The organism is Gluconobacter sp. P1D12_c (genome assembly GCF_018812105.1).
Taxonomy (GTDB): Bacteria; Pseudomonadota; Alphaproteobacteria; order Acetobacterales; family Acetobacteraceae; genus Gluconobacter; species Gluconobacter oxydans_A.
Genome location: NZ_JACSIQ010000001.1, coordinates 338,609 through 363,750 on the forward strand (window position 1 = coordinate 338,609; position 25,142 = coordinate 363,750).

General features: G+C 57.8%; 25 protein-coding genes. 10 read left to right on the plus strand and 15 right to left on the minus strand.

The features are described from left to right. The first annotated feature begins 31 nt into the window (after positions 1–31). Both KP705_RS01515 and xth read left to right on the plus strand, forming a co-directional pair. The gene (locus tag KP705_RS01515) at positions 32–376 is read left to right on the plus strand and encodes an iron-sulfur cluster assembly accessory protein (RefSeq protein WP_046899719.1); all 345 of its coding nucleotides are present in this window, start codon (positions 32–34) and stop codon (positions 374–376) included. A gap of 4 nt (positions 377–380) precedes the next feature. Further along, complete coding sequence (gene xth / locus KP705_RS01520) at positions 381–1,151, plus strand: exodeoxyribonuclease III (RefSeq protein ID WP_215763876.1); 771 nt, start codon at positions 381–383, stop codon at positions 1,149–1,151. Positions 1,152–1,625: 474 nt separating this feature from the next. On the opposite strand, the gene KP705_RS01525 is transcribed toward xth, so the two are convergent. Then, positions 1,626–2,525 carry a LysR family transcriptional regulator gene (locus tag KP705_RS01525; protein WP_215763877.1) on the minus strand — a complete coding sequence of 300 codons (900 nt, stop codon included), beginning with the start codon at positions 2,523–2,525 and terminating at the stop codon, positions 1,626–1,628. Between the two features lie 130 nt (positions 2,526–2,655). Here KP705_RS01525 and KP705_RS01530 point away from each other — a divergent pair, with 130 nt between their 5' ends. After that, entirely contained in the window at positions 2,656–3,750 is a 1,095-nt protein-coding gene (locus KP705_RS01530) for an alkene reductase (protein ID WP_215763878.1), read from the plus strand. Between the two features lie 44 nt (positions 3,751–3,794). Here KP705_RS01530 and KP705_RS01535 read toward each other — a convergent pair whose 3' ends face one another. From KP705_RS01535 to ftrA, 6 genes are all read right to left on the minus strand, one after another. Beyond that, entirely contained in the window at positions 3,795–4,049 is a 255-nt protein-coding gene (locus KP705_RS01535; RefSeq protein ID WP_235271705.1) for an alpha/beta fold hydrolase, read from the minus strand. Between the two features lie 201 nt (positions 4,050–4,250). Next, positions 4,251–4,895, minus strand: a complete 645-nt coding sequence (locus KP705_RS01540; RefSeq protein WP_046899723.1) for a CPBP family intramembrane glutamic endopeptidase — start codon at positions 4,893–4,895, stop codon at positions 4,251–4,253. 135 nt (positions 4,896–5,030) lie between these two features. Further along, the gene (aspS, locus tag KP705_RS01545) at positions 5,031–6,827 is read right to left on the minus strand and encodes an aspartate--tRNA ligase (protein WP_046899724.1); all 1,797 of its coding nucleotides are present in this window, start codon (positions 6,825–6,827) and stop codon (positions 5,031–5,033) included. A gap of 81 nt (positions 6,828–6,908) precedes the next feature. Beyond that, on the minus strand, positions 6,909–8,432 hold the full coding sequence (locus KP705_RS01550; RefSeq protein ID WP_215763879.1) for an FAD-dependent oxidoreductase: 1,524 nt from the start codon (positions 8,430–8,432) through the stop codon (positions 6,909–6,911). A 148-nt stretch (positions 8,433–8,580) separates the two neighbouring features. Then, complete coding sequence (locus KP705_RS01555; protein WP_046899725.1) at positions 8,581–9,348, minus strand: DUF2076 domain-containing protein; 768 nt, start codon at positions 9,346–9,348, stop codon at positions 8,581–8,583. A 211-nt stretch (positions 9,349–9,559) separates the two neighbouring features. After that, entirely contained in the window at positions 9,560–10,519 is a 960-nt protein-coding gene (gene ftrA, locus KP705_RS01560; protein ID WP_235271706.1) for a transcriptional regulator FtrA, read from the minus strand. A gap of 109 nt (positions 10,520–10,628) precedes the next feature. On the opposite strand from ftrA, the gene KP705_RS01565 reads away from it, so the two are divergent. The 3 genes from KP705_RS01565 to glyS all read left to right on the plus strand — a co-directional run bounded on the left by KP705_RS01565 (position 10,629) and on the right by glyS (position 14,306). Continuing rightward, positions 10,629–11,243, plus strand: a complete 615-nt coding sequence (locus tag KP705_RS01565) for a glutathione S-transferase family protein (RefSeq protein ID WP_215763880.1) — start codon at positions 10,629–10,631, stop codon at positions 11,241–11,243. Between the two features lie 137 nt (positions 11,244–11,380). Continuing rightward, positions 11,381–12,259 (plus strand): glycine--tRNA ligase subunit alpha, encoded by an 879-nt coding sequence (locus KP705_RS01570; RefSeq protein WP_215763881.1) that lies wholly within the window; start codon positions 11,381–11,383, stop codon positions 12,257–12,259. Continuing rightward, complete coding sequence (gene glyS / locus KP705_RS01575) at positions 12,252–14,306, plus strand: glycine--tRNA ligase subunit beta (protein ID WP_215763882.1); 2,055 nt, start codon at positions 12,252–12,254, stop codon at positions 14,304–14,306. The genes KP705_RS01570 and glyS overlap by 8 nt, the downstream gene beginning before the upstream one ends. Positions 14,307–14,308: 2 nt before the next feature. On the opposite strand, the gene KP705_RS19955 is transcribed toward glyS, so the two are convergent. After that, complete coding sequence (locus KP705_RS19955; protein ID WP_252348161.1) at positions 14,309–14,449, minus strand: hypothetical protein; 141 nt, start codon at positions 14,447–14,449, stop codon at positions 14,309–14,311. Positions 14,450–14,530: 81 nt separating this feature from the next. After that, positions 14,531–14,734 carry a hypothetical protein gene (locus KP705_RS19960; protein ID WP_252348162.1) on the minus strand — a complete coding sequence of 68 codons (204 nt, stop codon included), beginning with the start codon at positions 14,732–14,734 and terminating at the stop codon, positions 14,531–14,533. Between the two features lie 113 nt (positions 14,735–14,847). Between KP705_RS19960 and KP705_RS01580 the strand changes: the two genes are divergently transcribed. After that, positions 14,848–16,332 carry a DUF2075 domain-containing protein gene (locus KP705_RS01580; protein WP_252348163.1) on the plus strand — a complete coding sequence of 495 codons (1,485 nt, stop codon included), beginning with the start codon at positions 14,848–14,850 and terminating at the stop codon, positions 16,330–16,332. Positions 16,333–16,441: 109 nt separating this feature from the next. After that, complete coding sequence (locus tag KP705_RS01585) at positions 16,442–17,482, plus strand: L-idonate 5-dehydrogenase (RefSeq protein WP_046899730.1); 1,041 nt, start codon at positions 16,442–16,444, stop codon at positions 17,480–17,482. 4 nt (positions 17,483–17,486) lie between these two features. On the opposite strand, the gene rodA is transcribed toward KP705_RS01585, so the two are convergent. The 5 genes from rodA to KP705_RS01610 form a co-directional block, all read right to left on the minus strand. Further along, positions 17,487–18,659, minus strand: a complete 1,173-nt coding sequence (gene rodA, locus KP705_RS01590) for a rod shape-determining protein RodA (RefSeq protein WP_046899731.1) — start codon at positions 18,657–18,659, stop codon at positions 17,487–17,489. An 11-nt stretch (positions 18,660–18,670) separates the two neighbouring features. Then, complete coding sequence (mrdA, locus tag KP705_RS01595) at positions 18,671–20,596, minus strand: penicillin-binding protein 2 (RefSeq protein WP_046899732.1); 1,926 nt, start codon at positions 20,594–20,596, stop codon at positions 18,671–18,673. A 65-nt stretch (positions 20,597–20,661) separates the two neighbouring features. Continuing rightward, positions 20,662–21,228: a hypothetical protein gene (locus KP705_RS01600; protein ID WP_046899733.1), complete on the minus strand. Its 567-nt coding sequence runs from the start codon at positions 21,226–21,228 to the stop codon at positions 20,662–20,664. Between the two features lie 4 nt (positions 21,229–21,232). Continuing rightward, positions 21,233–22,165 carry a rod shape-determining protein MreC gene (gene mreC / locus KP705_RS01605; RefSeq protein WP_046899734.1) on the minus strand — a complete coding sequence of 311 codons (933 nt, stop codon included), beginning with the start codon at positions 22,163–22,165 and terminating at the stop codon, positions 21,233–21,235. A 16-nt stretch (positions 22,166–22,181) separates the two neighbouring features. Further along, positions 22,182–23,231, minus strand: coding sequence for a rod shape-determining protein (locus tag KP705_RS01610; protein WP_007283695.1), 1,050 nt, complete (start codon positions 23,229–23,231; stop codon positions 22,182–22,184). 304 nt (positions 23,232–23,535) lie between these two features. Here KP705_RS01610 and KP705_RS01615 point away from each other — a divergent pair, with 304 nt between their 5' ends. Further along, complete coding sequence (locus KP705_RS01615; RefSeq protein ID WP_046899876.1) at positions 23,536–23,793, plus strand: hypothetical protein; 258 nt, start codon at positions 23,536–23,538, stop codon at positions 23,791–23,793. Positions 23,794–23,838: 45 nt separating this feature from the next. Beyond that, on the plus strand, positions 23,839–24,303 hold the full coding sequence (locus KP705_RS01620) for a hypothetical protein (protein ID WP_046899735.1): 465 nt from the start codon (positions 23,839–23,841) through the stop codon (positions 24,301–24,303). 19 nt (positions 24,304–24,322) lie between these two features. On the opposite strand, the gene KP705_RS01625 is transcribed toward KP705_RS01620, so the two are convergent. Beyond that, positions 24,323–25,090, minus strand: coding sequence for a sulfite exporter TauE/SafE family protein (locus tag KP705_RS01625; protein WP_099210484.1), 768 nt, complete (start codon positions 25,088–25,090; stop codon positions 24,323–24,325). Positions 25,091–25,142 lie beyond the last annotated feature (52 nt).

Here is a 25,142-nt window from a genome sequence, read left to right on the forward strand (position 1 = left end):
TCAGCAGACCTCCAGAAACCGGGAACGAGCAATGTCCGAAACCCCTTCCTTCACCATGTCTGCCAGTGCGGCAGCACGGATTGTGGAAATCATTTCCGCCCAGCCGGAACCCGAAGGGCTGGCTTTGCGCGTCGCTGTTCTGGCGGGAGGCTGCAATGGCTTCCAATACCAGTTCAAGCTGGATCGTACGAAGAACGATGATGACGTTCTGATCCAACGCGATGGCGCAACTGTCTATGTCGATGAAACCAGCCTCGATCTGCTTGAAGGCGCCGAGCTGGAATTCGTGGACAAGCTGATGGGCGCGCACTTCACGGTCACGAACCCCAATGCCGCTTCAGCCTGCGGCTGCGGTACAAGCTTCTCGCTGGCCTGATCGAATGTCCTTTACCTTCGCAAGCTGGAACATCAATTCCATCCGCGCCCGCGCACATCTCGTTCAGGACTGGCTGGAGCGTCATCCGGAGTGCGACCTGCTCTGCCTTCAGGAAATCAAATGTGAGGACAGCCAGTTCCCAGCGGTTTTCAAGGACGCAGGCTATCACGTCGCTACAACAGGCCAGAAAGCTTACAACGGCGTAGCGTTCATTGGCCGCCGCCCATTTGACGTTACAACGCATACTCTGCCCGGCTTCGATGACCCCACGGCTCGTTATATTGAATGTGAGCTTGATGGTCTGACGATTGGTAACCTCTACCTTCCCAACGGAAACTCCGGCGGAGAAGACGGCTACAGCAAAAAACTTGCATTCTTTGAGGCTCTTGCGGTCCGCGGGAAAGAGTTTCTGGAAAGCGAAAAGTCATTCGCCTTCATCGGAGATTATAACGTCTGCCCCACAGATGAAGATCTCGCGCCCAAGGCTCTGTCGCCTAATGATGCGCTGGTGCGACCGGAAACCCGCGCAGCCTTCCACCGCCTGCAATGGCTTGGCCTGACAGACGCTCTACGCGCTATTCACCCAACGGGTCGTCACTACACATTCTGGGACTATCAGGGTGCCGCATTCCAACGGAACTCCGGCCTGCGCATTGACCACGCCCTGCTCTCCCCACGCGTCACCGAACGGCTTGTCTCGTTCACGATCGACCGTGACGAGCGTTCGGCTGAAAAAGCTTCAGACCATGTCCCGGTAATTGTAACCCTCCGATAAGCCACAAAAGAAGCCGCTCCCTTTCAAGGAGCGGCTTCTCCGTTTTAACCCCGCGGTGAGTATGGCGGCGGCCTATGGGCTTGCACCCGGGCCAAATGGCCTGGCACCCACTGATAGCCATTTCCGACCCATTTCCACTGCCCTGGGATCCACTGCATCGTCCGTGCATGCGGTGGAATTCTCTCATTGGGGGGATGTGGCGGAGGGGGCGGCGTCTGGCGATATGGCCCTTGATAAGGAACGAACTGGGCATGGGCCGTGCCACTGATAGGTGGCAGAGCCATAGCTCCGACAAAAAGCGCCGACACGGCGAGCAAGCCCGACAGATGTTTCAACATAACGTCTCACTCCTTTTACAACAGGCGCTGCGTAGGAGTGCACCCTGCTGCCGTCACAAGGCAGTGATCAGGCGGAGTTGTGGCGGAAAAAAGATTCTCTGCTGCGCTCTGTAACAATTTTCTCGCGGCACGGAGATCAGGGCTCAACCTTCTGAAGACCGTCAACAATTTCAGTCACAAAATCTGCCATGGCTCGCACTTTGGCACTGACCATCCGTCCCGCAGGAAATAACAGCCAGAGCTCTACCGCCTCCAAAGACCAGTCAGGCAGACACCGTTGCACTTGTCCGGCTGCCAGTTCCGGTGCGAACATCCAGTCTGCCGCAATGGTCATGCCCTGCCCCGAAAGAACAGCAGCCCGAATTCCCTCCGCTGCACTCAGACGAAGCCCGGACCGTAGCGAAACCTCCTGACTGTCATTGTCCCTTGTAAAAGCGGCTCGGAGCTGTCGGCCCTGTGCATACAGAACCATCTGATGGTTTTCCAAATCTGCCGGGGCTGATGGTGCAGCGACTTTTTCCAGATATGCAGGACTTGCCATTACGGATCGGCGTCCCCGCGCCAGACATCGACCAATCACGGCTGTATCTTCAGGGCGGCCAATCCTGACGGCCATGTCGATCCCTTCCGAAATCAGGTCTACGCGCCTGTCATCCATTTGAACGTCAAGCTCGAGCCCGGGATATCGTGCGGTGAACTCCCCAAGCTGTGGCACCAGATGGATACGCCCGAATGTGGTGGGAATAGCGATCCTCAAGCGCCCTGACAGTTCCTTGCCGCTCCCCCGCGCCAGACTGTCCGCTTCCCTGGCATCCTCGATAATTCTGGCTGCACGCTCGTAGTAACGCTGCCCGGCATCCGTTGGGGTGAGACCGTGCGTGGACCTTAAGAGAAGCGCCGTGCCCAAATGAGCTTCAAGCTGTGCAATGACTTTGGAAACCGATGGCTGACCGACGTTCAGAAGGCGCGCAGCCCCTGAAAAAGATCCGACCTCCACTACCTTTACGAACACCGTCATGGCCTGAAGACGATCCATATTTATTCCCTTTGAGAATAATAAATATCTGAAAAACCAATCTACTCATATTATTAGAGAATAACCATTCTGGCTGTCACAGGACGCATCCATACCGGACATCCTTTTGAGACAACGGAACACCATCAGCATGACGACGCTTCTCTTCACACCACGCTTCGTCGGTCCCACACGACTAAGCCATCGGGTTGTTATGGCACCACTCACCCGTATGCGGTCCAGTGAGGGTAACCTGCCGAATGATCTGATGCGCACCTATTACAGCCAGCGCGCAACGGAAGGCGGCCTGCTGATTTCGGAGGCGTCCCCCGTCTCCCTCACCGGATATGGCTTTGAACGCGCGGCCGGAATTTACGATGACAGCCAGATCCCGGGATGGAAGCACATCACGGATGCTGTTCATGCCAAGGGTGGCAGAATGGTTCTTCAGCTCTGGCACGTTGGCCGTCAGTCCGCACGCATCCTTCAGCCGGGTGGTGTTGCTCCCGTTGCCCCTTCAGCCATTCGCGCCAATGGAGAGGCATGGACGCTCACGGGGACGGTACCCTACGACATGCCACGCGCGCTTGATCGGGATGAAATTCCCGGGATCATCAAGGATTACGAACAGGCTGCCGAACGCGCACTGAAAGCCGGCTTTGATGGCGTGGAAATCCATGGTGCGAATGGATATCTGCCGGATCAGTTCCTTCAGGATGGCAGCAACACGCGCACAGACGATTACGGCGGCTCGCTCGAAAATCGCGCCCGTTTCCTGCTGGAGGTGACTCAGGCTGCAATGACCGTATGGGGGCCGGACCGGGTTGGCGTACGAGTAACTCCAAGCGGGCGCTATGGGTCCATGGCAGACAGCAACCGCCCTGCAACGTTCCGCTATGTGGCTTCTGAACTGGATCGTCTGGGCGCTGGGTATCTCCATGTTGTGCAACCTCGCATCGGAGGCGATGCAGAGCTGGATCCTGTGGATGCCGGGACGCTTCGGCAGGTTTTTTCCCGCACCATCATTGCCGCGGGCGGATTTGAACGATCAAGCGCCGAAGCCCTGCTGGCTTCTGGACAGGCGGATCTGATCGCCTTTGGTCGCTCATTCCTTGCAAACCCGGATCTGGTCGAGCGTATGCGTCAGAACTGGCCGCTGAATTCCTATGATCGCTCTACATTCTATGACGGCGATGCACGGGGATATACGGACTATCCATTTTACGCTGACGCAGCACAGCATTGAGCAAAAAAAAGACTCCGGCCTGTGTCTGGCCGGGGTCTTTCTGATCAGGATTGCAGAAAAGACAGCAGATCCGCGTTCAGTTGATCTCCATGGGTGACCGCAAAACCGTGCGGCGCACCGGCATAGACCTTGAGAACCGCTCCCGGAACCAGTTTTACCGGCAGGGCACCTGTGGCCTCAAAAGGCACGATCTGGTCATCATCTCCATGAATAATCAGGGTCGGGACGGTGATCTGCTTAATGTCTTCCCGATAATCCAGCCTGGAGAATGCCTTGACGCACTCGATCGTGCTCCGCAAGGACGCCTGAAGAGCAATCTGCTGCGTCTGCCCCAGTCCTTGAAATAAATCTCTGCCCCGTCGGATGTCGTAAATCTGGCCATGAGTGTGCTCCGTTAAGAGGTCAGGAAAGCAGCAGCTCCCCCTGAAACCTTGCTCTTACGATAAGCTCTGCTCGTCATGCTCAATATAGACATCGTGGAATAGTAAGATTTCCATTCATCACTGATGCCAGGCCGCACCTGTGTAGAAAAACCGCCCTAACCCCACAGTGAAAATGAGACATCCGTACAGGCTATGTTCAAAGCAGGTCAGGGTGAGCGAACGATGCCGACTGTAATCGCTCGCAAACAGCGCTCCCCCTATAAGCGTCATGCCCACGGCAATCCAGTTCAGAAACAGAATATGCGCAAAGCCGAATGCCACGGCACTGGCCGCAATCGTCACTGGCGCGATACGGAACAAAGAATCGTATCGGGAGAACAGAAACGCCCGGTACAGAACCTCCTGCGGCCAGACGGACAGAATGGGATAGAGCACCATGACCAGCAGCCAGAACAGCGGCTTTTGCCTCGGCAGGCTCAGGAATACGTCTGGCCAGACCCACCATGTCAGCAGCACGATCAGTGGAGCGAGAGCTGTGAAACGCAGTAAGATTCTGCGTGCTTCTCCCGGAAAATCATGGACCTCTGACTTCTGGTGCCTGAGCGAGACGAAAGCCAGAAGCGCTGCAACCCAGAGCAGGCCGAACAACAACCCGGCCCGGCGAAGGGACAGAATGAGCAAAGGGCCGCCGCCGTATAGCGCTAGGAACTCCGCTCCCAGATACAGGCGCCTGCCAAGAGAGTCAGTCGGGCGAACGGGCATAGACAACAGACCTTCCGAAGTTCAGCCGGACGGGCAGACTATCATGATGCTCTTGAGTTTTTTGGAGTGCAGACAAAAGAAAAGCCGATACCCCTTCAGGAGTACCGGCTTTTTCAGACGTCAGGCTCGAATACATTACTTCGTGACAGCAGGCTTTGGCTTCGGCAGATCCAGCGCCAGATGCAGTTCCTTTAGGCGGGCTGGCTCGACCGGGGCCGGCGCTTCCATCATCAGGTCTTCGCCGCTCTGGTTCAGCGGGAAAAGAATGACCTCACGGATGTTCGGCTCATCAGCCAGCAGCATCACGATACGGTCCACCCCCGGAGCAGCACCACCATGCGGCGGAGCGCCGTAACGGAAGGCGTTCAGCATGCCACCAAAGCGCTCTTCCACGACTTCCGGGCCATAACCTGCGATCTCGAAGGCGCGCAGCATGACTTCCGGCAGATGGTTCCGGATTGCGCCGGACGACAGCTCTACACCGTTGCAGACGATGTCGTACTGGTAAGCGTTGATTGTCAGCGGGTCCTGCGTATTCAGCGCGTCCAGACCTCCCTGCGGCATGGAGAACGGGTTGTGGGAGAAGTCCACCTTGCCCGTTTCTTCGTTGAGCTCGAACATCGGGAAGTCCACAACCCAGCAGAAACGGAACGCGTTCTTCTCGATCAGGTCCAGCTCTGTCGCTACCTTGGTGCGAACAACGCCGGAGAACTTGGCAACTTCGTCACCCTTGCCAGCAGCAAAGAAGACAGCATCACCAGCCTTCAGGCCGCAGATCTCGCGGATGCTCTCAACGCGCTCAGCTTCAAGGTTCTTGGCAATCGGGCCCTTGCCACCTTCTGCCTCGAAAATGATGTAGCCCAGACCACCTGCGCCGCTCTCACGCGCCCAGGTGTTCAGTTTATCGAAGAAACCACGCGGACGATCGCCCGCACCCGGTGCCGGGATTGCACGGATCTGACCGCCGGAAGCTGCGATCTTGGCAAACAGACCAAAACCGGAGTCCCGGAAAGCATCCGTCACGTCCTTGATGATCAGCGGGTTCCGCAGATCTGGTTTGTCGGAGCCGTAGTCGCGCATGGCGTCAGCATACGGAATACGCGGGAATGCGCCGTCCGTGATCTTCCAGCCTTCCGGCGTGAATTCGTTGAACACGCCAGCCAAAACCGGCTCCAGAACCGTGAAGACATCTTCCTGCGTAACGAAGGACATCTCGAAGTCGAGCTGATAGAACTCGCCAGGGCTACGATCAGCGCGTGAGGCTTCATCGCGGAAGCACGGAGCAATCTGGAAGTAACGGTCGAAACCCGCCACCATCGCAAGCTGCTTGAACTGCTGCGGGGCCTGCGGAAGCGCATAGAACTTGCCCGGATGCAGACGCGCCGGCACGAGGAAGTCACGCGCACCTTCCGGGGAAGACGCCGTCAGGATCGGGGTCTGGAACTCGGTGAAGCCCTGCTCGATCATGCGCTGACGCAGGCTGGTGATGACACGGCTACGCAGCATGATGTTCTGATGCATCTTCTCGCGACGGAGGTCGATGTAGCGGTATTTCAGGCGCAGTTCTTCAGGGTAGTTTTCCTGACCTGCCACCTGGAATGGCAGAACAGCCGCGTTGGACCGGACTTCCAGCTCTTCTGCAAGAACTTCAATGTCACCCGTCGGCAGGTTCGGGTTCCGCTGAGAGCCCTGACGGACCACAACCTTGCCGGTGACGGTAATGACGCTCTCAACGCGAAGGCGCTCGGCCTTTTCCAGCAGGTCTGTGCCAGCCGGAATAACAACCTGTGTTACGCCATAATGGTCACGCAGATCGATGAACAGCAGGCCACCATGGTCGCGCTTGCTGTGCACCCAGCCGGACAGGCGGACGGTCTGTCCGGCGTCCTGTTCACGCAGGGCGCTACAGTCATGGGTGCGGTATGGATGCATGTCGGGCCTCTTCAACGTCCTGGCGGATAAGTGGGCGCAGGAAGCCGGGACGGCCCGCTCATGTCAAGCTTCGTGCGCGGTTCAGACCTTTTCCTGCACAAAACCTTCGAAATCGACGGCGGCTCTGGCCATGTCATACGCATGACCCGAGCCCGCCAGCGCAACCGGCTTTCCGTCCTTGAGATATGTTGCAAGGAAGCTGAAGCCCTTGATATCCCCTTCAAGGCTGACGTTATCGAAGCTCTCGCCCCAACCTAACAGCTCGATCTTCTTGCCAAACTGCTGCGTCCAGAACCATGGCGTCGGCATATGGCTGGTCTCGTGTCCCATCATGGCCATTGCGGCGATCCGTCCCTGCACCTGCGCATGACGCCAATGCTCGATTCGCCGTAGTTTCCCCTCATGCAGGATCGCGGACGCATCCCCTGCTGCGTAAACACTTGGCGCTGCCCGCATCAGATGATCGACAACGATGGCGCCGTCCTCATCCCGGTCCAGACCTTGCACAAATCCGGTTGCAGGCGTCACGCCGATGCCGGCCAGAATGAAGGATGCTGGCAGCTTCATGCCATCTTCCAACTCCACGCCTTCGGCCTTTTTCTCTCCGTAAATTTTCACGACTTTTGCGTCGGAAATGAACGCCACACCATTTTCTTCGTGTAACTGGCGCAGACGCGTTCCAATCTCTCGACCAAAGTGTTTTTCCATCGGAACGTCCGTGGAGGCGATGACAGTCACTCCCACACCGCGCTGTCGCAGGCAGGAAGCCACTTCCAGGCCTATGAAACTCGCACCGATGATCGTTACGGCCTGATCCGGGTCAATAACCCGGGCAATGTCTTCCGCATCCTGCTCCCTGTGCAGCGTAAAGACGCGCTTCAGATCTGCGCCAGGAATGTCCAGGCGCTTGGACCGCGCGCCCGTTGCGATCAGAACATGATCGCCAGCCACGCTCGTTCCGTCTGATAATTCAGCCGTCTTGGTAGCAGGATCGAAGGTCTGGATGGTTGCATGCTTCAGACCAATACGGTGCTGGCCATAAAAAGATTCGCTTCGCAGCGAAGGAGCGTGCGCTTTCTCCGGCTCGCTCAGCAATACGGTCTTACTCAGCGCGGTCCGGTCATATGGACGATGCTTTTCTTCCGTCACCATCGTGATTTTCCCGGCAAACCCCTCCTGACGGAGTGTCACCGCAGCCATCAGGCCTGCTGCACCGGCGCCAAGGATCAGGACGGTTTCATCCTCCTGACGCGCTGCTGGCACATCCCGCTTCATGGGGCTGGTACCGACCAACACACGGCCGTCAACAATTTCCACCGGATACCGTGGCAGGGGCTCAAGAGCGAGCGGCTCTACGAGACTGCCATCAACGGCATCGAAAACCGCCTTATGCCAAGGACAGACCAATACACTGCCTTTTTCAGTCTTGCAGAACGCGCCCTGCTCCATCGGCGCTTCCTTATGGGGGCACTTGCCACCCAAGGCATGCACTTCCTCGCCGTCCTTCACCAGAACGACCGAAGTCCCCTCAATGGAAAAAGAGGCAATCTGTCCCTCTTCCAGATCCTTGAAGGCCACTAGGTCGCGAAAATCATTGGTGCTCATCGGACAGCCCCTGAAAATAGTGGAAAATCTCGTTACAGAAACAAACGCAGCATAGGCATTTGGGTTGGCAAACAGCAAAAAACCCGCCGGGACAACGCCCGGCGGGTTTTCTGGATAGAAGCTCTATCAGGCGTAACACGCTGCGCCTTCAGAACATGTCGTCGAAGCCACCACCGTCTCCGCCACCGCCGAAGTCTCCTCCGCCGCCGCCAAAATCGGAATCCGTGAAGCCGCCGCCTGCATCCGTGCCTGCACCACCGAACGGATCGGAGCCAGCATCACCATAGTTGTTGTTGATGATGGTTTCTCCGCCGCCACCAAAAGCACCGGCGTCCCCACCGGAATGATGATCGCTGAACAGACCTTCAAGCGCGTTCGCTGCCATCATGCCGCCAGCTACACCCGCAGCCGTCGTCAGAGCGGAGCCGAGGAAGCCCGATCCACCGCGCTGGAACATGCCAGGCTGATATCCTGGCGGATAACCATACTGCTGCTGCGGCTGGAAGTTTGGCGGAGGCATGGCGCCACCTTGCGCTCCCCAGCCCGGAGGCGGAGCAGAAGCCTGCTGGCGGTTGTTATTGCCACCGCCGAACAGACCACCGAACAGTCCGCCACTTCCGGAAGGACGGCTCTGCTGGGCCTGCTGAAGCTGCTGTTGTGCCTGCTGAAGCTGAAATTCCAGCTGACGGATACGGTTCTGTGCCTGAGCAAGCGCTGCTTCCTGCACAACCGCCATCTGCGTCACGCGATAACGGGCTTCCGGATATTTCTGGAAGTTATCAGCAATGAAGCGATCAGCTTCAGGGTCGATCGGCGGAAGAGCTGGCATCTGCTGCTGGCTGAAGCCACCTCCCTGCTGCGCACCGCCAACACGGCCGATAAAGCGGGAAATGACTTCGCGTTCTTCGTTGTTCATCGTCTTTGATCCTTCCAGACGAAGAAGTTACGTTCTCCCCCATCATATGAGGCACCAGCGCTCAATCGACAAGGGATCGACCTGCAGCTCCATCAGGCGCGCCCTGAAAATTCAGATCATCAGGGTCTGACAGGTCAAGGGGCCGAACAGCCGGGGTATCGTACCGTCAAACACCGCACCCGATCTTTGGTTTCATGGCTGTGTTCAGCGTTCAGCCTGTCGCGTCAAACCGCCTGCGGTATTCATTTGGCGCCACCCCGCTCAGACGTCGAAACTGTTTTCTGAAACCAGCCTCTGACTGAAAGCCGCTCAGACGCGTAATTTCCGCGATGGGACTACGCGTCGTCTCCAGCAGGTCCCGAGCCAAAGCGATTCGCTCATTCAGCAACCAGACCAGTGGCGTCACTCCTGTTGCTTGACGCATGTGGCGATGCAATCCCCGCGCACTCATCCCCGCTTCCAATGCCATCCGCTCGACCGGCCAGCTCTCATCCAGCCTGGTGCGCACCACATCGAACAGAGCACCCAGACGACGACCGGGCCGTTTTGGCACCGGCCGGGGAAGAAACTGGGCCTGCCCCCCATCCCGATGCGCGGGGATGACCAGCCTGCGCGCCACTTGATTGGCAATCCTGGCCCCAAAATCCTGCCGCACGACATGCAAACAGAGATCCAGTCCCGCAGCACTGCCTGCGGATGTCAGCAGGCTCCCATCTTCCGTATAAAGCACGTCGGGCTGCACACGAATATTCGGGTATTTCCGGGCCAGATGCTGCGTATGGTGCCAGTGGGTCGTGGCCCGACGTCCATCGAGCAGACGTGTAGCCGCAAGAACAAATACGCCTGAACAGATCGAAACGAGCCGCGCGCCCCGTGCATGAGCCCGCTGCAAGGCGAACACCAGTTCCGTCGGCACAACCGTATCCACACCACGCCAACCGGGGACAATGATCGTATCCGCCTGCTCCAGAAGCGACAGATCGCCATCGGGCATGACGCTCAGTCGCGGTCCCGCCCGAAGTGGCCCCTCTTCCACACCCGCTACGACACACCGATACCAGTATGCACCGACTTCCGGTCTGCTCAGACCAAACACCTCTATGGCGCAGCCAAATTCAAAGGCACACAGCCCGTCATAAGCAAGAATGGCAACAAGAGGACAGGCACGCACAGGCAAGAGCACTCTGGCAGGATTGGATCGGAAATGACCGTTCCTGACACTTACATCACCCGCCCTATAGCGGGAAGATAACGGCTCCACGTCCCACGGAGCCAAAGCCATGAAACTGATTGGAAAGCTGGACTCACCTTACGTCCGGCGCGTCGCCATCTCCCTGACACTGATGGATATTCCGTTCGAGCATCTTTCTCTTTCCGTGTTTCGGGACAAGGCCGCCTTTGCCGCCATCAATCCCCTGCTAAAGGCCCCCACCTTCGTGACGCAGGACGGGACAGTTCTCATGGAGTCAACACTCATCCTCGATCATCTCGAACACGGATTACCCTCCGAGAAGCGCCTGATGCCCGAAGACCCAAATGAGCGGACACGCGCGCTTTACATACTGGGCCTGGCTCTCACAGCCGCAGACAAATCGGTTCAGCTTGTCTACGAAACAAAGCTTCGCCCGGAAGAGAGCCAGTATGAGCCATGGGTGGAACGCGTTACCGCACAGGCCCGCACTGCCTTCGCCGCGCTTGAGAAAAGCTACGCCTTGCGGGAGAGTAACTGGCTGTCGGGCCCACTCTCGCAGGCGGACATCACAACCGCGATTGCCTGGACGTTCGCGCAAAATGAGATCCCAGACGTCCTTGACGCCGAAGCCCATCCGGCCCTCATCCGCCTTGCCGCCGAGACAGAAAAGCTGCCTGCGTTCCAGAAGTGGCAACCGGAATAGAAACCAGTTCGACATCATTCCATCCGGGTCGGCAGAGATTTTCCGAAGATCTGCCAGTCCATTTATTCCGCTCACTTCCGGTTATGGACCTCAGGCTGTAAGGTAACCGCCAATTTTGCCAACCGGAGCCTATTGAATTGTCTGCGACCCGGCCGCTCAGCTTTCAGGACCTGATCCTGCGCCTTCATCAATTCTGGTCTGAGAAGGGCTGCGCCATTTTGCAGCCCTATGACACAGAAGTCGGAGCCGGAACGCTCTCCCCTCATACGACCCTGCGCGCCCTGGGCTCGAAGCCATGGGCTGCGGCCTATGTGCAGCCCTGCCGCCGCCCATCGGACGGTCGTTACGGCCAGAACCCGAACCGCCTCCAGCACTATTACCAGTATCAGGTGCTGCTGAAGCCAACCCCGGAAGAGAGCCAGAATCTGCTTCTGGAGAGCTATCGCGCCATCGGGATTGATCCCGAAAAGCACGATATTCGATTCGTGGAAGACGACTGGGAAAATCCGACGATCGGCGCCTGGGGTCTGGGTTGGGAAGTCTGGTGTGACGGCATGGAAGTCACGCAGTTCACGTATTTCCAGCAGGTTGGCGGTATCCCGACCGTCATGCCCTCCACCGAACTGACTTACGGTCTGGAACGGCTAGCCATGTATGTTCAGGGCGTCGAGAACGTTTACGACCTGGACTTTAACGGCAAGGGCCTGAAGTACGGTGACGTCTTCCTGCGGGCCGAGCGTGACTATTCCCGTCACAACTTCGAACTGGCCGACACGCAGATGCTGCTCACACATTTCAACGATGCGGAAAAAGAGTCCATCCGCCTGGCAGAAGCCGGCGTCGCACAGCCTGCATTCGACCAGTGCCTGAAGGCTTCCCACTATTTCAATCTTCTGGATGCCCGCGGCGTGATTTCCGTCTCTGAACGCGCATCCTATATCGGACGCGTCCGGACGCTGGCGAAAGCCTCCTGTGAAGCGTGGCTTTCTGGCGAGGAGGAGACGTCCAATGGCTGAACTGTTGCTTGAACTGTTCTGCGAGGAAATCCCGGCAGGCATGCAGCCCAAGGCTGCGAGCGAACTCGGTGCCCTTCTCACCAAAGCGCTCGATGGCCTTAACCCGTCCGATGTTCAGACGTTTTACGGCACCCGCCGCATTGCGACCGTTTTGAACGTCGACGCCGAAATCCCGGCTCGTACCGTCTCCGAGCGCGGCCCCCGCGAAGGCGCTCCGGTAAAGGCCCTTGAAGGCTTTACCCGCAAGCATGGCGTCACAGTTGATGAACTGACGCTGGAAAACGGCTTCTGGGTTCTGAACAAGCAGCTTGATCCCGTGAGCGCGGAAAGCCGCGTGGCTGAAGCCGTGCCAGACCTTCTATGGAAGTTCCCCTGGGCCAAATCCATGCGCTGGGGTGCTGGCTCAAACTTTTCATGGGTCCGCCCGCTTCGCCGCATCACCTGCCTACTTGATGGCAAGGTCGTTCCCTTCTCGCTGGCCCGCGATGGTGACGATGCTCACGGCCTGAAGTCCTCCAACCTGTCCGAAGGCCATCGCTTTCTGGCGCCCGGCGGGTTTGAAGTCCGTTCAGCAGACCAATGGCTGGAAGAACTGGAAACACGCTCTGTCATCGTTGACGCGGACAAGCGCCGCGACATGGTCCGTACCGGTGTTCACCGTCTGGCTGAACAGCAGGGCATTACGGTTGTTGAAGACGAAGGACTGGTCGATGAAGTCGCCGGTCTGGTCGAATATCCGGTTCCGCTTCTGGGCCGCATCGACGACGCATTCATGGACCTGCCTGCCGAAGTCATGCAGGTCTCGATGCGCATCAATCAGCGCTATTTCGCCCTGCGCAATGCAGACGGCAAGGCCGCACCGTTCTTCGCTTTCGTCGCCAACTTGCCGTTCAAGGACGGTGGCAAGCTGACGATCGCCGGAAACGAGCGTGTTCTGCGCGCCCGTTTCGCCGATGCTCGCCACTTCTGGGATCTGGATCGCAAGACAAAGCTCGCGGACCGCGTGGCAGCCCTCGATGCCGTGACGTTCCATGCCAAGCTGGGAACGCAGGGTGAGCGCGCCAAGCGGATTTCCGACCTCGCCGGAACTGTCGCTTCTGCCATGGGCCTGAGCGCAGAGCAGATCGCACAGGCAAAGCGCGCAGGTCTGCTTTCAAAAGCCGATCTGACGACCGGCATGGTCGGCGAATTCCCGGAACTTCAGGGCATCATGGGCGGCTATTATGCGGCACATGATGGCGAAGGCGACGCCGTTTCAAGGGCTGTGGCCGAGCATTACATGCCGCGCGGCCAGTCCGACGATACGGCAAAAGCACCTGTCTCCGTTGCCGTGGCCCTTGCGGACCGCCTGGATCTGCTGTCTGGCTTCTTTGCCATGGGCGAGACACCGACCGGCTCCGGAGATCCGTACGGCCTGCGTCGTGCGGCACTGGGTGTGATCCGCACCATTCGTGACAACGGCCTGCGCTTGGATCTGACGGACCTCTTTGCCAAGGCGGCAAATGGTCGCACCGGCGGAGAACTCGCCAAACTGCCGGACTTCATGGCAGACCGTCTGCGCGTTCAGCTCCGCAGCGAAGGCGAACGTCATGACGTTCTGGCCGCCACACTGGCAGGCGGTCTGGATGGCGATCTTGTGCGCCTTCTGGCCCGCACTTCGGCGCTGTCTGACATGATCCAGACGGAAGACGGCAAGAACCTTCTCGCCGCGGCCAAGCGTGCCGCCAACATTCTGCGCATCGAAGACAAGAAGGACGGTCCCCACAAGGGAACGCCGGATGCGTCTCTCTACGCGCAGGACGAAGAACGCGCTCTGGCAGACGGCCTGAGCAGCGCTGTGCCCACAATCGAGACGACCCTAAAAGACGAGCGTTTCACCGATGCCATGCAGGCTATTGCAGCCCTCCGACCGACGCTGGACAGCTTCTTCGACGCAGTAACCGTCAACGCACCAGAAGCAGACATTCGCGCCAATCGTCTGAAGCTTCTGGCGACCTTCCGCGCCACAACAGCCCTGATCGCCGATTTCGGTCAGATCGAGGGCTGAGCCTAATGGGAGCGTGGTGGTCCGGCCCAGTCGCCACGTTCCTCAACACGGACCCGGATCGTATTAGAGAGCGCCTCGCCCATGAAGCCGGGCGCAGGCGCTTCTCCAGCGAGCCTCAACAACTCCGTGCCTAGGCCACCCAACTTGATCTTCTCCGCACCACGCTAACCGCTCTGCCGCAAACGGCAGGCTGGCAAATCCTGTTCGAATTCCCCATTCCCCGCCTAGGCGGCCGGATCGACACTGTCCTCATTTCCCCGGATGCGACGTTTGTTCTGGAATTCAAGGTTGGTGCGTCTCAATTTGACGCCGCGGCTCTCGCCCAGACCGAAGGTTACGCGCTGGACCTTCAGGACTTTCACGCGGGCAGCAACCATCACCCAATCATTCCCGTTCTGATTGCGACAGAAGCCGCACAACCGCCTCAAACATCGCCGCTCCTTTTAGGATCTGGCGTTACGCCAGTTCTGAAGTGCAATGCACCAAACCTGACGGGGCTATTATCGGACCTCGCGCGCCGGACATTGCACTCCGTAGCACCATGCGACCGGATGAGTGGGAACAGGCCCCCTACAATCCCGTCCCAAGTATCGTTGAAGCGGCTCGCCTCATCTATTCCACACACAGCGTCACAGATATTCACACGGCGAGAGCAGACGCGACCAATCTGACCCTAACGTCTGACCGTATTACGGAACTCCTTGAAGCCGCCCGGAGACAGCACCGGAAAACAATCATTTTTGTCTCTGGCATTCCTGGTGCCGGGAAAACGCTTTGCGGCCTGAAGGCTGCGTTCGGCACGACAGAGCCCGATAACTCCGCGACATTCCTCACCGGCAACCCAACGCTCGTCCACGTTCTGCGTGAAGCCCTGACTCGTGACGCCGTGGCACAGGGTCAGAAACGCGCAGCCGTAGAACAGCGCATGGAATCCACCATCCAGTCCCTGACCAAGTTCCGGGATTATTATGTTGGACAGTCAGTCGAATGTCCGCCAGAACGGATCATGGTCATCGACGAAGCCCAGCGTTCCTGGAACGCCGATCAGGCCATTCGCAAAAGCGCACAGCGGCCAGTTAAGCTAATGCAGTCTGAACCTGCGCATCTTCTCGACATCATGCACCGGCATGCCGGATTTGCGGCTATCATCTGCCTTATCGGACAAGGCCAGGAAATTCATGATGGCGAAGGCGGAATGGCTTGCTGGGGAGACGCTTTGGCGAGCCGCCTTGAATGGCAGATCCACGCATCACCGGATGTCGTCAGTTCTACCCCTAGCCTCACCACTCTGCCTCCGTCCTTGCCGGTTCAGAAAGACCCCTCTCTGCACCTCACTGTGCCGGTTCGCTCTCTACGGGACACTGCAACGCCCAAATGGGTAAATGCCGTACTGGAGGGAAATGTCTCTCTCGCCCGCAATATTGCGGAGAACGCCAGTCTTCCATTCAGCCTAACGCGAAGACTTCCGGAGCTCCGCAAAGCCCTGCGAGAACGAAGTCGCCTGACCTATCGCTGCGGTCTGATTGCCAGCTCTCAGGCAAAACGATTGCGCGCAGAGGGCCTAGGAGCAGAACTGGCTCACATGGACTCCAACGCGGTCGCTCAATGGTTTTTGAACCGCTGGGTTCCTGACAAGGACGTTCGGGCCTCTGACGCGCGGGAAACTGTTGCCACTCAATTTGCCATCCAGGGACTGGAGCTGGATTTTGTCGGTCTTTGCTGGGATGGAGACCTCATTCGTACTGGGTATCCACAACGGTGGCAGTCCCGGCGCTTTAGCGGAACAACATGGCAGACCGTTAAATCTTCTGAAAAAGCCCTCTGGTCCCTCAATACCTATCGCGTGCTGCTGACCCGTGCACGCTATGAGACCATCATCTGGGTGCCGGAAGGTAATCCCGATGATCCAACACGCTGTCCGGAGACACTGAATGGCATTGCTGACTTCCTTCTGGACTGTGGCATTGAACCTTTAAAAAATGCGGAAACTCTTCAAGCAGTCGACAGATTCCTTCTGGATGTATGAGAGAATAATTAAGCGACCCGCTTCGCCCAAACGTGACTGCCTTTAGCGCACAAGATCGGCCATATCTGAGTAACGTTATTCACGCTGCTCAGATGAAAGAGGCACAGCCATGCCCGGCCTTTCCGCCCCTCAGACGACCGAAGCCCTGGTTATTCATGAAAAAGGTGATCTGCGTTTAGAGACTGTTACCGTCCCGTCCCTCAAGGCGGGCCAGGTGCTGGTACGTCCAGCCTGGGGCGGGATATGCGGGTCGGACATGCATTATTTCCTGCATGGCGGCGCAGGAGCTTCCGTACTGCGTGAGCCTATGATTCTTGGTCACGAGGTTTCAGGAGTTGTAGAGGCTGTCAGCCCGGACGAGACGCGTTTCAGGATCGGGGACGCTGTTGCCATCCATCCGGCTCGCCCGTGTGGGCACTGCCCTGAATGCGAGCGAGGCGCGAAGCACCTGTGCCGGAACATGCGCTTTTTTGGCAGTGCCGCGTTTCTTCCCCATACGGATGGCGGTTTCCGGCGGGATATGGTCGTCGACACATCCCAGCTTTATCCCCTGCCATCAGGTCTGGATGTAAAGAGGGCCAGCCTTGCCGAACCTTTCTCAGTCGCGCTCCATGCCATCTCTCGCGCTGGCGACGTTAAGGGAAAGCGGATTATGATCCAAGGAGCAGGCCCGATTGGCGCCCTGATTGTCGCGGGCCTCAAGGTCGCAGGAGCTTCAGAGATCGTCGCAACTGATCTTCAGGACTTTGCGCTTGATGTTGCTCGAAAACTGGGCGCGACCACGACCATCAACACCGGCCGTGACAGTCATGATGAAGAGTACGAAATCGTTTTTGAGGCCACCGGGGTCATACCTGCCCTATCAACCGCAATCGCCAAGACGCAAAAGGGCGGAATTCTCGTACAAGTCGGGATTTTCCCACCAGGCGATGTACCAGCCCCGCTAGGACAGATCATCGCGCGGGAAATCGACTATCGCGGGACGTTCCGCTTCGATGAAGAGTTTGCAAAGGCACTGAAAATCCTTGCGGATAATCCATGGATTGCGGATGGCCTCATCACCCACAGCTTTCCGCTAGCTCAGTACAAAGACGCTTTCGACGCCTCGCTGGACCGCAAAAGCTCCTCCAAGGTTCTCCTGGAACTGTAAGAGATCAGTCGTCTTCGTCCTCAAAGCCTGGATCGCGCTCATTGCGATGGACCCAGGCGGACATCAGAAGCCCAAAGCCGAACATCATCGTCAGCATGGCTGAGCCGCCATAGGAAATCAGCGGGAGCGGCACACCACCGACCGGAATAGCACCCATCACCATCGACAGATTGACGGCACAATACAGGAAGAAATCCATTGCGATGCCGAGCCCAAGCAACCGCCCAAATTGATTCCGGCTCCGCATGGCAATGAGCATTCCTCCCAATGTGAGAGTGGTCAGCAATCCAATGACTGCAATGCCCCCTGCAAAACCCCATTCTTCGCCGATCATGGTGAAAATGAAGTCTGTCTGTTTTTCCGGAAGAAAGTTCAGCTGCCCCTGGCTGCCATGCAGATATCCTTCCCCCCACATTCCGCCCGAGCCAAGTGCAATCTTGGACTGGATGATGTTGTAGCCGGCCCCTAAAGGATCATGCTCCGGGTGCAGGAAGGTATCGATCCGGGCCTTCTGATAGTCATGCAAATGGCCGTAAATGAATTTTCCAAGGAACGGAATTGGCGCGACGAGAAGGATGATTTGCCATAGCCGCATGCCTGCAGCGAAAAACAGCGTTGCACCAATAACGCCAATAATCGTCGCAGTCCCAAGATTGGGCTCCTTGAGCACCAGGACGACCGGCAGAAGCGTCAAGATGGCAGGCATTATCAGACGCAGCGGGTTCCCCATCCGCTCGTTACCAATCCGGTGAAACCACGTAGCAAGCATCAGGATCAGGCCAATTTTGGCAAACTCTGAAGGCTGGAACTGCATTCCTGCCAGATTGATCCAGCGTTCGGCCCCCTTACCCACATGCCCCATTCGCAGCACGAGCCCGAGCAGCAGAATGGACAAAAAATAGACGGGAACAGCCATGATGCGCAGAATGCGTGGGCTGACCAGCGCCACTGCAATCATCATGACCAATCCAAAACCGAACCGAACCATTTGCGGCCCAGCGAAAGGTTTGGCTGATCCGCCACCGGCCGAATACAGCGCCACATACCCAACACCCGCCAGCAAACAGACCAACAGCACATACAGCCAGTTGACCTGAAGCAGCCGGGCCATAGGGCGGAAATCAGGTTCAGCACGCAAGAGCCGCTTATCAGATTTCAGAAATCCAAATGTATTCATGATACCGCCCCTCACCCTTGCTCCGGTTCTGCCTGCGCCACAGTCTGCCCGGGAGGCCTGGATTGATTGGAGGGATCGCGGAGCAAAGTATCTGTCATGATCTGCTTGGCCAGTGGCGCAGCTTCATCTGCGCCTGCATTGCCGTGTTCCACCACAACCGACACTGCATATCGGGGGTCATCATATGGGGCGAAACAAATGAACAGAGCATGAGGACGATACTCCCATGGCAAGCTCATGGAATTAAAATGCCCTGACTCACGCAAAGCCCGGGACACGCGTCGCACCTGCGCTGACCCGGTTTTCCCCGCCATCTGGACATCAGGCAGATCCAAACGGGCTTTCGGGGCCGTACCATGCTGCTCATTCACGACCGCAAACATACCGGCGCGAACAACATTCAAATGTTCCTGCGGGATATCCACTGCCGGAGCGGCATCCAAAGACGCCAGTCCGGAAATTTGGTCATTCGTTGCGCGGATCAGATGCGGTTGAACATTTCGACCTGAAGCAATCCGGGACACGTAGGTTGCAAGCGCCAAGGGCGTGACCTGCACAAAGCCCTGACCAATACCCGCATTCACCGTATCACCGCCATTCCAGTGAAAGCCGTGCTGCTGTCGCCATTCCGGCGTCGGGATGACACCTGCGCGGACATGCGGCAGCTCAATATCGAGTTTCACACCCAGCCCCATGGCGTTCCCGACGGCCTTGATCGGGTCCATGCCACAGCGGCGGGCTACTTCGTAAAAATAAACGTCACAGGAAAATTTGAGGGCTTCACGCATGTTGATCATGCCGTGCCCCCATTTGTTCCAGCAGTGGAACCGCACGCCACCCATGTCGAAATAACCGGGGCAATTGAAGCGGTCCTGCGGCGTCACGGCACCAGCTTTCAGGGCGCCCATCGCCACTGCGGGCTTGAAGGTAGACCCAGGCGGATACAGCCCGGAAACAGCCTTGTCTACGAGTGGCGTCCGCGGATCATTCGCCCACTCATTCCACTGGGCATGGCTGACACCAGAATCAAACAGAGAGGGATCGAAAGACGGGGTACTGACCATCGCCAGCACTTCACCATTCCGGCAGTCCATGACCACGGAGCTGGCGACGCGATCACCCAGCCGCTCTAAGACCTTTGACTGGAGGCCGACATCCAGAGTCAGGCGAACATCCTCTCCCTGCTGGCCTTCCACACGGTCAATCTCGCCAATCACACGCCCCAGCGCGTTGACTTCCATTTCAACAGACCCCGGATCTCCACGAAGAACCGATTCCTGCGTCTGCTCTATGCCAGCGCGCCCCACGCGCATTCCTGGCAGGGACAACGTCGTGTCCTTGGCCACATCGTCTTCATTCGGCGGAGCGACGTAACCGACAATATGCGCCGTCAGGTCCTGAAATGGATAAAGCCGGGTGGACCCGACATCGACGAGAACACCTGGCAAGGAAGGCGCATTCAGCTCAATCCGCGCCATGTCATCCCATGACAGGAACTCATGGAGCGTGACCGGAACATATTTATGAACGTGCTTCAGATCGCGCTCAATACGTGCCCGATCATGCTCATCAAGCGGCACAATCTGTGCAAACCGTTCGATGACAGAGGCGATGTCTGTCGTTTCTTCCGGCATCAGGAGCGCGCGCCAGCTGACCTTGTTATCAGCAAGGGCCACACCAAAGCGGTCATGGACGGTTCCACGCGCGGGGGCCAGCAGACGCTTGCTTGTACGGTTACGCTCCGCAAGCTGGCGGAGATGATCGCCCTCAACGGTCTGAATATTATAAAGCCGTCGACCCAAAGCCCCCAGAACACCCGCCTGGACCGCCATCACCACGAGGGCACGGCGCGTGAAGACGCCACGCCCTGAACGAACAGGCGCATCCTGGCTTCGCGAGCGCAGCAGGGTCCGAAAAGGGCGTTTTCTGGAAAACATCAGGTCAGGCGTTCAAGTCCGGAAAAGAAAGCGGCGATTTGCGCGGAGAGCGCGAAAATGCGCCGTCAGGCCTGATCGGGATTGGCAAACGTGCGGCGGCCCCAGACAAACAGCGCGGTAAGACTGGGATAGATACCGATTGTTAGCGCAGCCTGAAAGAGGCCCGGCGCGGGCGATAATAGCGCAAATGCATGCAGACAGACGAGAGCCCACTGAAAAAAGGATGCCAGCGCCGCCAGAAAGCTGAAAATCAGCCAGCAGGCTACGAATCCTAGACGGGACAATCCATAGCGCCAGTGATGGGCCACTCCGTAAATCACAAGCAGTGACAGAAGGATGGCACCCGGCGGACCAAAACTGAACAGTTCCAGAACGAGTCCACACACAAAGACTGCCAGGGCCGGCATGGAACGTGGGCGACTAAAGGCCCAGAACCAGACTGTACACATGGCGATGCCAAACTGTAGTTCTGCCTGCCCGGGGATTCCAAAAGGCGCAGACAGCAGAACTGCAACCAGAATGATGAACAGCGACGGCATGGCCGCACGAACAAACATGTCCAGCCGTCGGCGGAGCGTCTGTTTCGGCTCAACAGCAGAATGCAAATGGGGGGTGGAGTTTTCGGCAACCATCCGATTATTGCCCTCCCTTCCCCAGAGGTTCAGACATTCCCGGCAATTTGGGAAACGACAATCCGCCCGGCAACGCAGGTTCTGAAGGAGGACGCCGGATCTTGACGCGCCCTGGCGCATCAGGGGCTTGGCCGCCATCGTCACCGTAGTCAAAGACGCGCACGATATCCAGACGGCGCAAGTCAGCGTCCGGCATTACAACCGGCCGGTTGGGAGCGAGGTAATGAACCGTTCCAATCGGAAGGCCTGCAGGCATTGCGCTCTGCCCGCGCGTCTCCACACGTTCCCCTTCAATGGGATGGTGGTCCTGCGGGTAATAAATCAGTCGGGGTGTATCCGTGTCATCCCCGGCCATAATGGCATCTCCATGAGATGCCGCCAGCGTAACAGGAATTCGGCTGGCATCATCATTGATGAGCAGAACACGAACCGTGTGAGGTCCGACCTCTGTGACACGCCCTAACAGCCCAGACGAATCCAACGCCACATCGCCCATATGAACCTGATGCCCGCTGCCAACATCCAGCAGAACAGCACGTGAGTAGGGGCCACCATCATCACGCGTAACGCGGCCGGTCACGTACTGGGGGATACTTTCCGGAATCCAGTGAAGGCTATTCTTCAGGCGGCCATTTTCGGCTGCCAGAGCCACAGCCACATCATACCAGTGACGCAGAGCACGGTTCTCATCTCGCAGACGGGAGTTCTCCCGTGCAAGATCCGTCGCACCCCGTAGATCCACCAGCCAGTCCCGCAGTTTGGCCTGGGGTAGAACAAGAGCCTGATAAGCAGGCGCCAGAATATCGGTAGCCTGCAGACGTGCCCCATCCACTACCGGCCGCCGAACCAGCCCAAGCAGGACCAGTGCCACTGCGAAGAGGATCAGGATCGGCAGAGTTGCTCGTGCGAACACCTGCCGAGTGTGGATGGAGAACACTGAACTGTGTCCTGGTTCAGTACATGCTGCTCAGAACACTGCGCAGACGGCGCATTTCTTCGAGCGCACGCCCCGTTCCCAGCGCCACACACGACAGCGCATTCTCAGCCACGGTCACAGGAAGCCCGGTGTAGAGACGCAGAACCTCATCGAGGCGGTACAGCAGCGCACCACCGCCGGAGAGGACAATCCCCTTGTCCACGATATCGGCAGCCAGTTCAGGTGGCGTATTTTCCAGTGCTGTCGTCACGGCATCCACGATCTGCATGACCGGTTCTGCCAGACTTTCGGCAATCTGGGCCTGGCTGACCATCACTTCACGCGGCACGCCGTTGATCAGGTCCCTGCCTTTGATTTCCGTGATGGGGCCATCCGGATTGGATGGATCATCCGGCATCATGGCGGCGCCAAGCTCGATCTTGATACGCTCGGCAGAGCTTTCGCCTACGAGAAGATTATAGGTCTTCCGGATGTAGGAGATGATGGCCTCGTCCATCTTGTCTCCACCAACACGGGCAGAACGAGCATAGACAATGCCACCGAGCGAGATCACGGCCACTTCCGTCGTCCCGCCACCAATATCCACGATCATGCTGCCAGACGGTTCAGTAACCGGAAGGCCTGCACCGATTGCGGCTGCCATCGGCTCTTCGATCAACATGACCTTGCGGGCACCCGCGCTCTCGGCACTTTCCTGAATGGCCCGACGTTCAACAGCCGTTGCACCGGAAGGAACGCAGATGATGATCTGCGGACTCGCGAAAGCCCGGCGATTGTGCACTTTACGAATGAAGTGCTTGATCATTTCTTCCGCGACTTCGAAGTCCGCAATGACGCCGTCCCGCAGCGGACGGATGGCAGTGATGTTGCCAGGCGTACGCCCGACCATCTGCTTGGCTTCGTTACCAACAGCCAGAACCTGCTTTTTGCCGCGCACTTCAGCGATGGCAACCACAGACGGCTCATCGAGCACGATGCCGCGGCCTTTAACGTAAACGAGCGTGTTGGCAGTGCCGAGGTCGATCGCCATGTCAGCAGACATGAGACCCAGCAGACGAGAAAACATCCAAAACTCCTGGCGCGGCTCTGTGCGGCAGACAGATTATATATCGTAAAGTGGGGCGGGCTCCCCGCGGGTGGACTTAACGATGCAAAGGCCGTTCAGCAAGGGTAACAGTTCGGATAATGTCATTCATGACGAACAACTTTTCATCACGCGACATCAGGACATGGAAAAAAATCTTTCCGCGCCTCAATCCTGCCACCCTTCAGTCACGTTCTCCACGTTACCACTACATGGTCTTATCCGACATTCCTTTCTGAAAGATGACTGGAGTTCGGAGAAACCAAACAGAACAGGGCATAAAAACATGAACATCACCAAGACTCCTCGCCTGATCGCCGTCCTGACTCTTTGTGGCGCTGCCCTTGCTGGTTGCGGCAGCCCGTACGACAGTGGCGCCCGTGCAGGTTCTGGCGCGCTTGTAGGCGCAGGCGCCGGTGCAGCAATTGGTGCACTTGCTGGCGGTGGACGTGGCGCGGCTATCGGCGCACTTGCAGGTGGTGGTACAGGCGCTGCTGTTGGTGCGGCGACCACGCCAAGCCAGCGTTCACGGAACGGTTACTGAGCCTGACATCGGACTTGGCGACCATGAACTCTAAGGATTTGTGACATGAGGTCCGTTATCGACCGCTCTGCTGTTCGGGGCGTGGCCCTGATTGGAGCTTTTGCGACCGTTCTTTCCCTCGGCGGTTGCCAGGGAAATTATGACCCAGGATCCCGCGCGCTCGGCGGTGGTCTTCTGGGTGGTGGTGCAGGCGCAGCCATCGGCGCACTTGCTGGCGGTGGTCGCGGTGCAGCAATTGGTGCACTTGCCGGTGGCGCCCTCGGCGCGACGACCGGTGCTGTTACCGCCCCTAATCGCCCGAGCTACCAGCAGGGTGGGTACCAGAATGGTTATCCTCAGCAGGGTGGTTACCCTCAGGGCTATCAGCAGCAGAACGGTCAGTACCCGACCTATCCGCAGCAGCAACAGCAGTATCAGTGCCCACCCAACACGAACTGCCAGAACCCGTACCCTCAGCAGCAGGGCTATAACAACGGCGGCTACCCTCAGCAGAGCAATTACGGCTACTGAGTTTCACGGTTTCCGGATGTTAAATCATCCGGAAACCAATAACAGCAAGCAGAATGCCCAGAACCCACCGCTGGGTGTCTTCATGCAATTTGCCCGCACATAACGTTCCCAAAATAATTCCCGGGATGGATCCCATCAGCAACGCGAGAAGCACGGCAGTATCAACCGCCCCTTCCAACCAGTGACCTCCCCCTGCAATCAGGGTCAATGGCACTGCGTGCGCGATATCTGTTGCAACGAGCGTTCGTGTTGTCAGACGCGGATACAGCATCGTCAGAGCAGCCATACCGACAGCCCCAGCGCCCACTGACGACAGCGTCACCAGCGTTCCCAACAAAATACCAAGTAAAACGGTCAAAACGGTTTCGGCCGTATTGCTCAGAGGCTTACGCCCTTCAGCCCATGTTCTGAGCCTCGGCTTCAGCAAAATTGCCGGTGCCGTCAGAAGCAGAGCTACACCGAGAACAACTTGAATCAGACGGGAGGCAGCATCTGACATCCCTGCATGGTGCAGGAAAATCAGGCACAGGAGACCTGCCGGAAGACTCCCCGCCATCTGCCAGCCAACAATCTTCCAGTTCACAACGCCCATATGGCGGTTGAGGCCGGTGCCAACAATTTTCGTAACGGCTGCGTAAAGCAGGTCTGTTCCGACAGCTGACTGAGGCTTTGCCCCAAACAGCAGAATCAGCAGCGGCGTCATGAGGGACCCTCCCCCCACTCCGGTCATGCCCACCAGAAAGCCTACAAAAAGACCCGACGCCGTATAAAGCCACGAATGCGGCATAGCTGCCCCTTCCAAATTCAGAAGGAGACAATATCAATCGTGTTATTTTTGT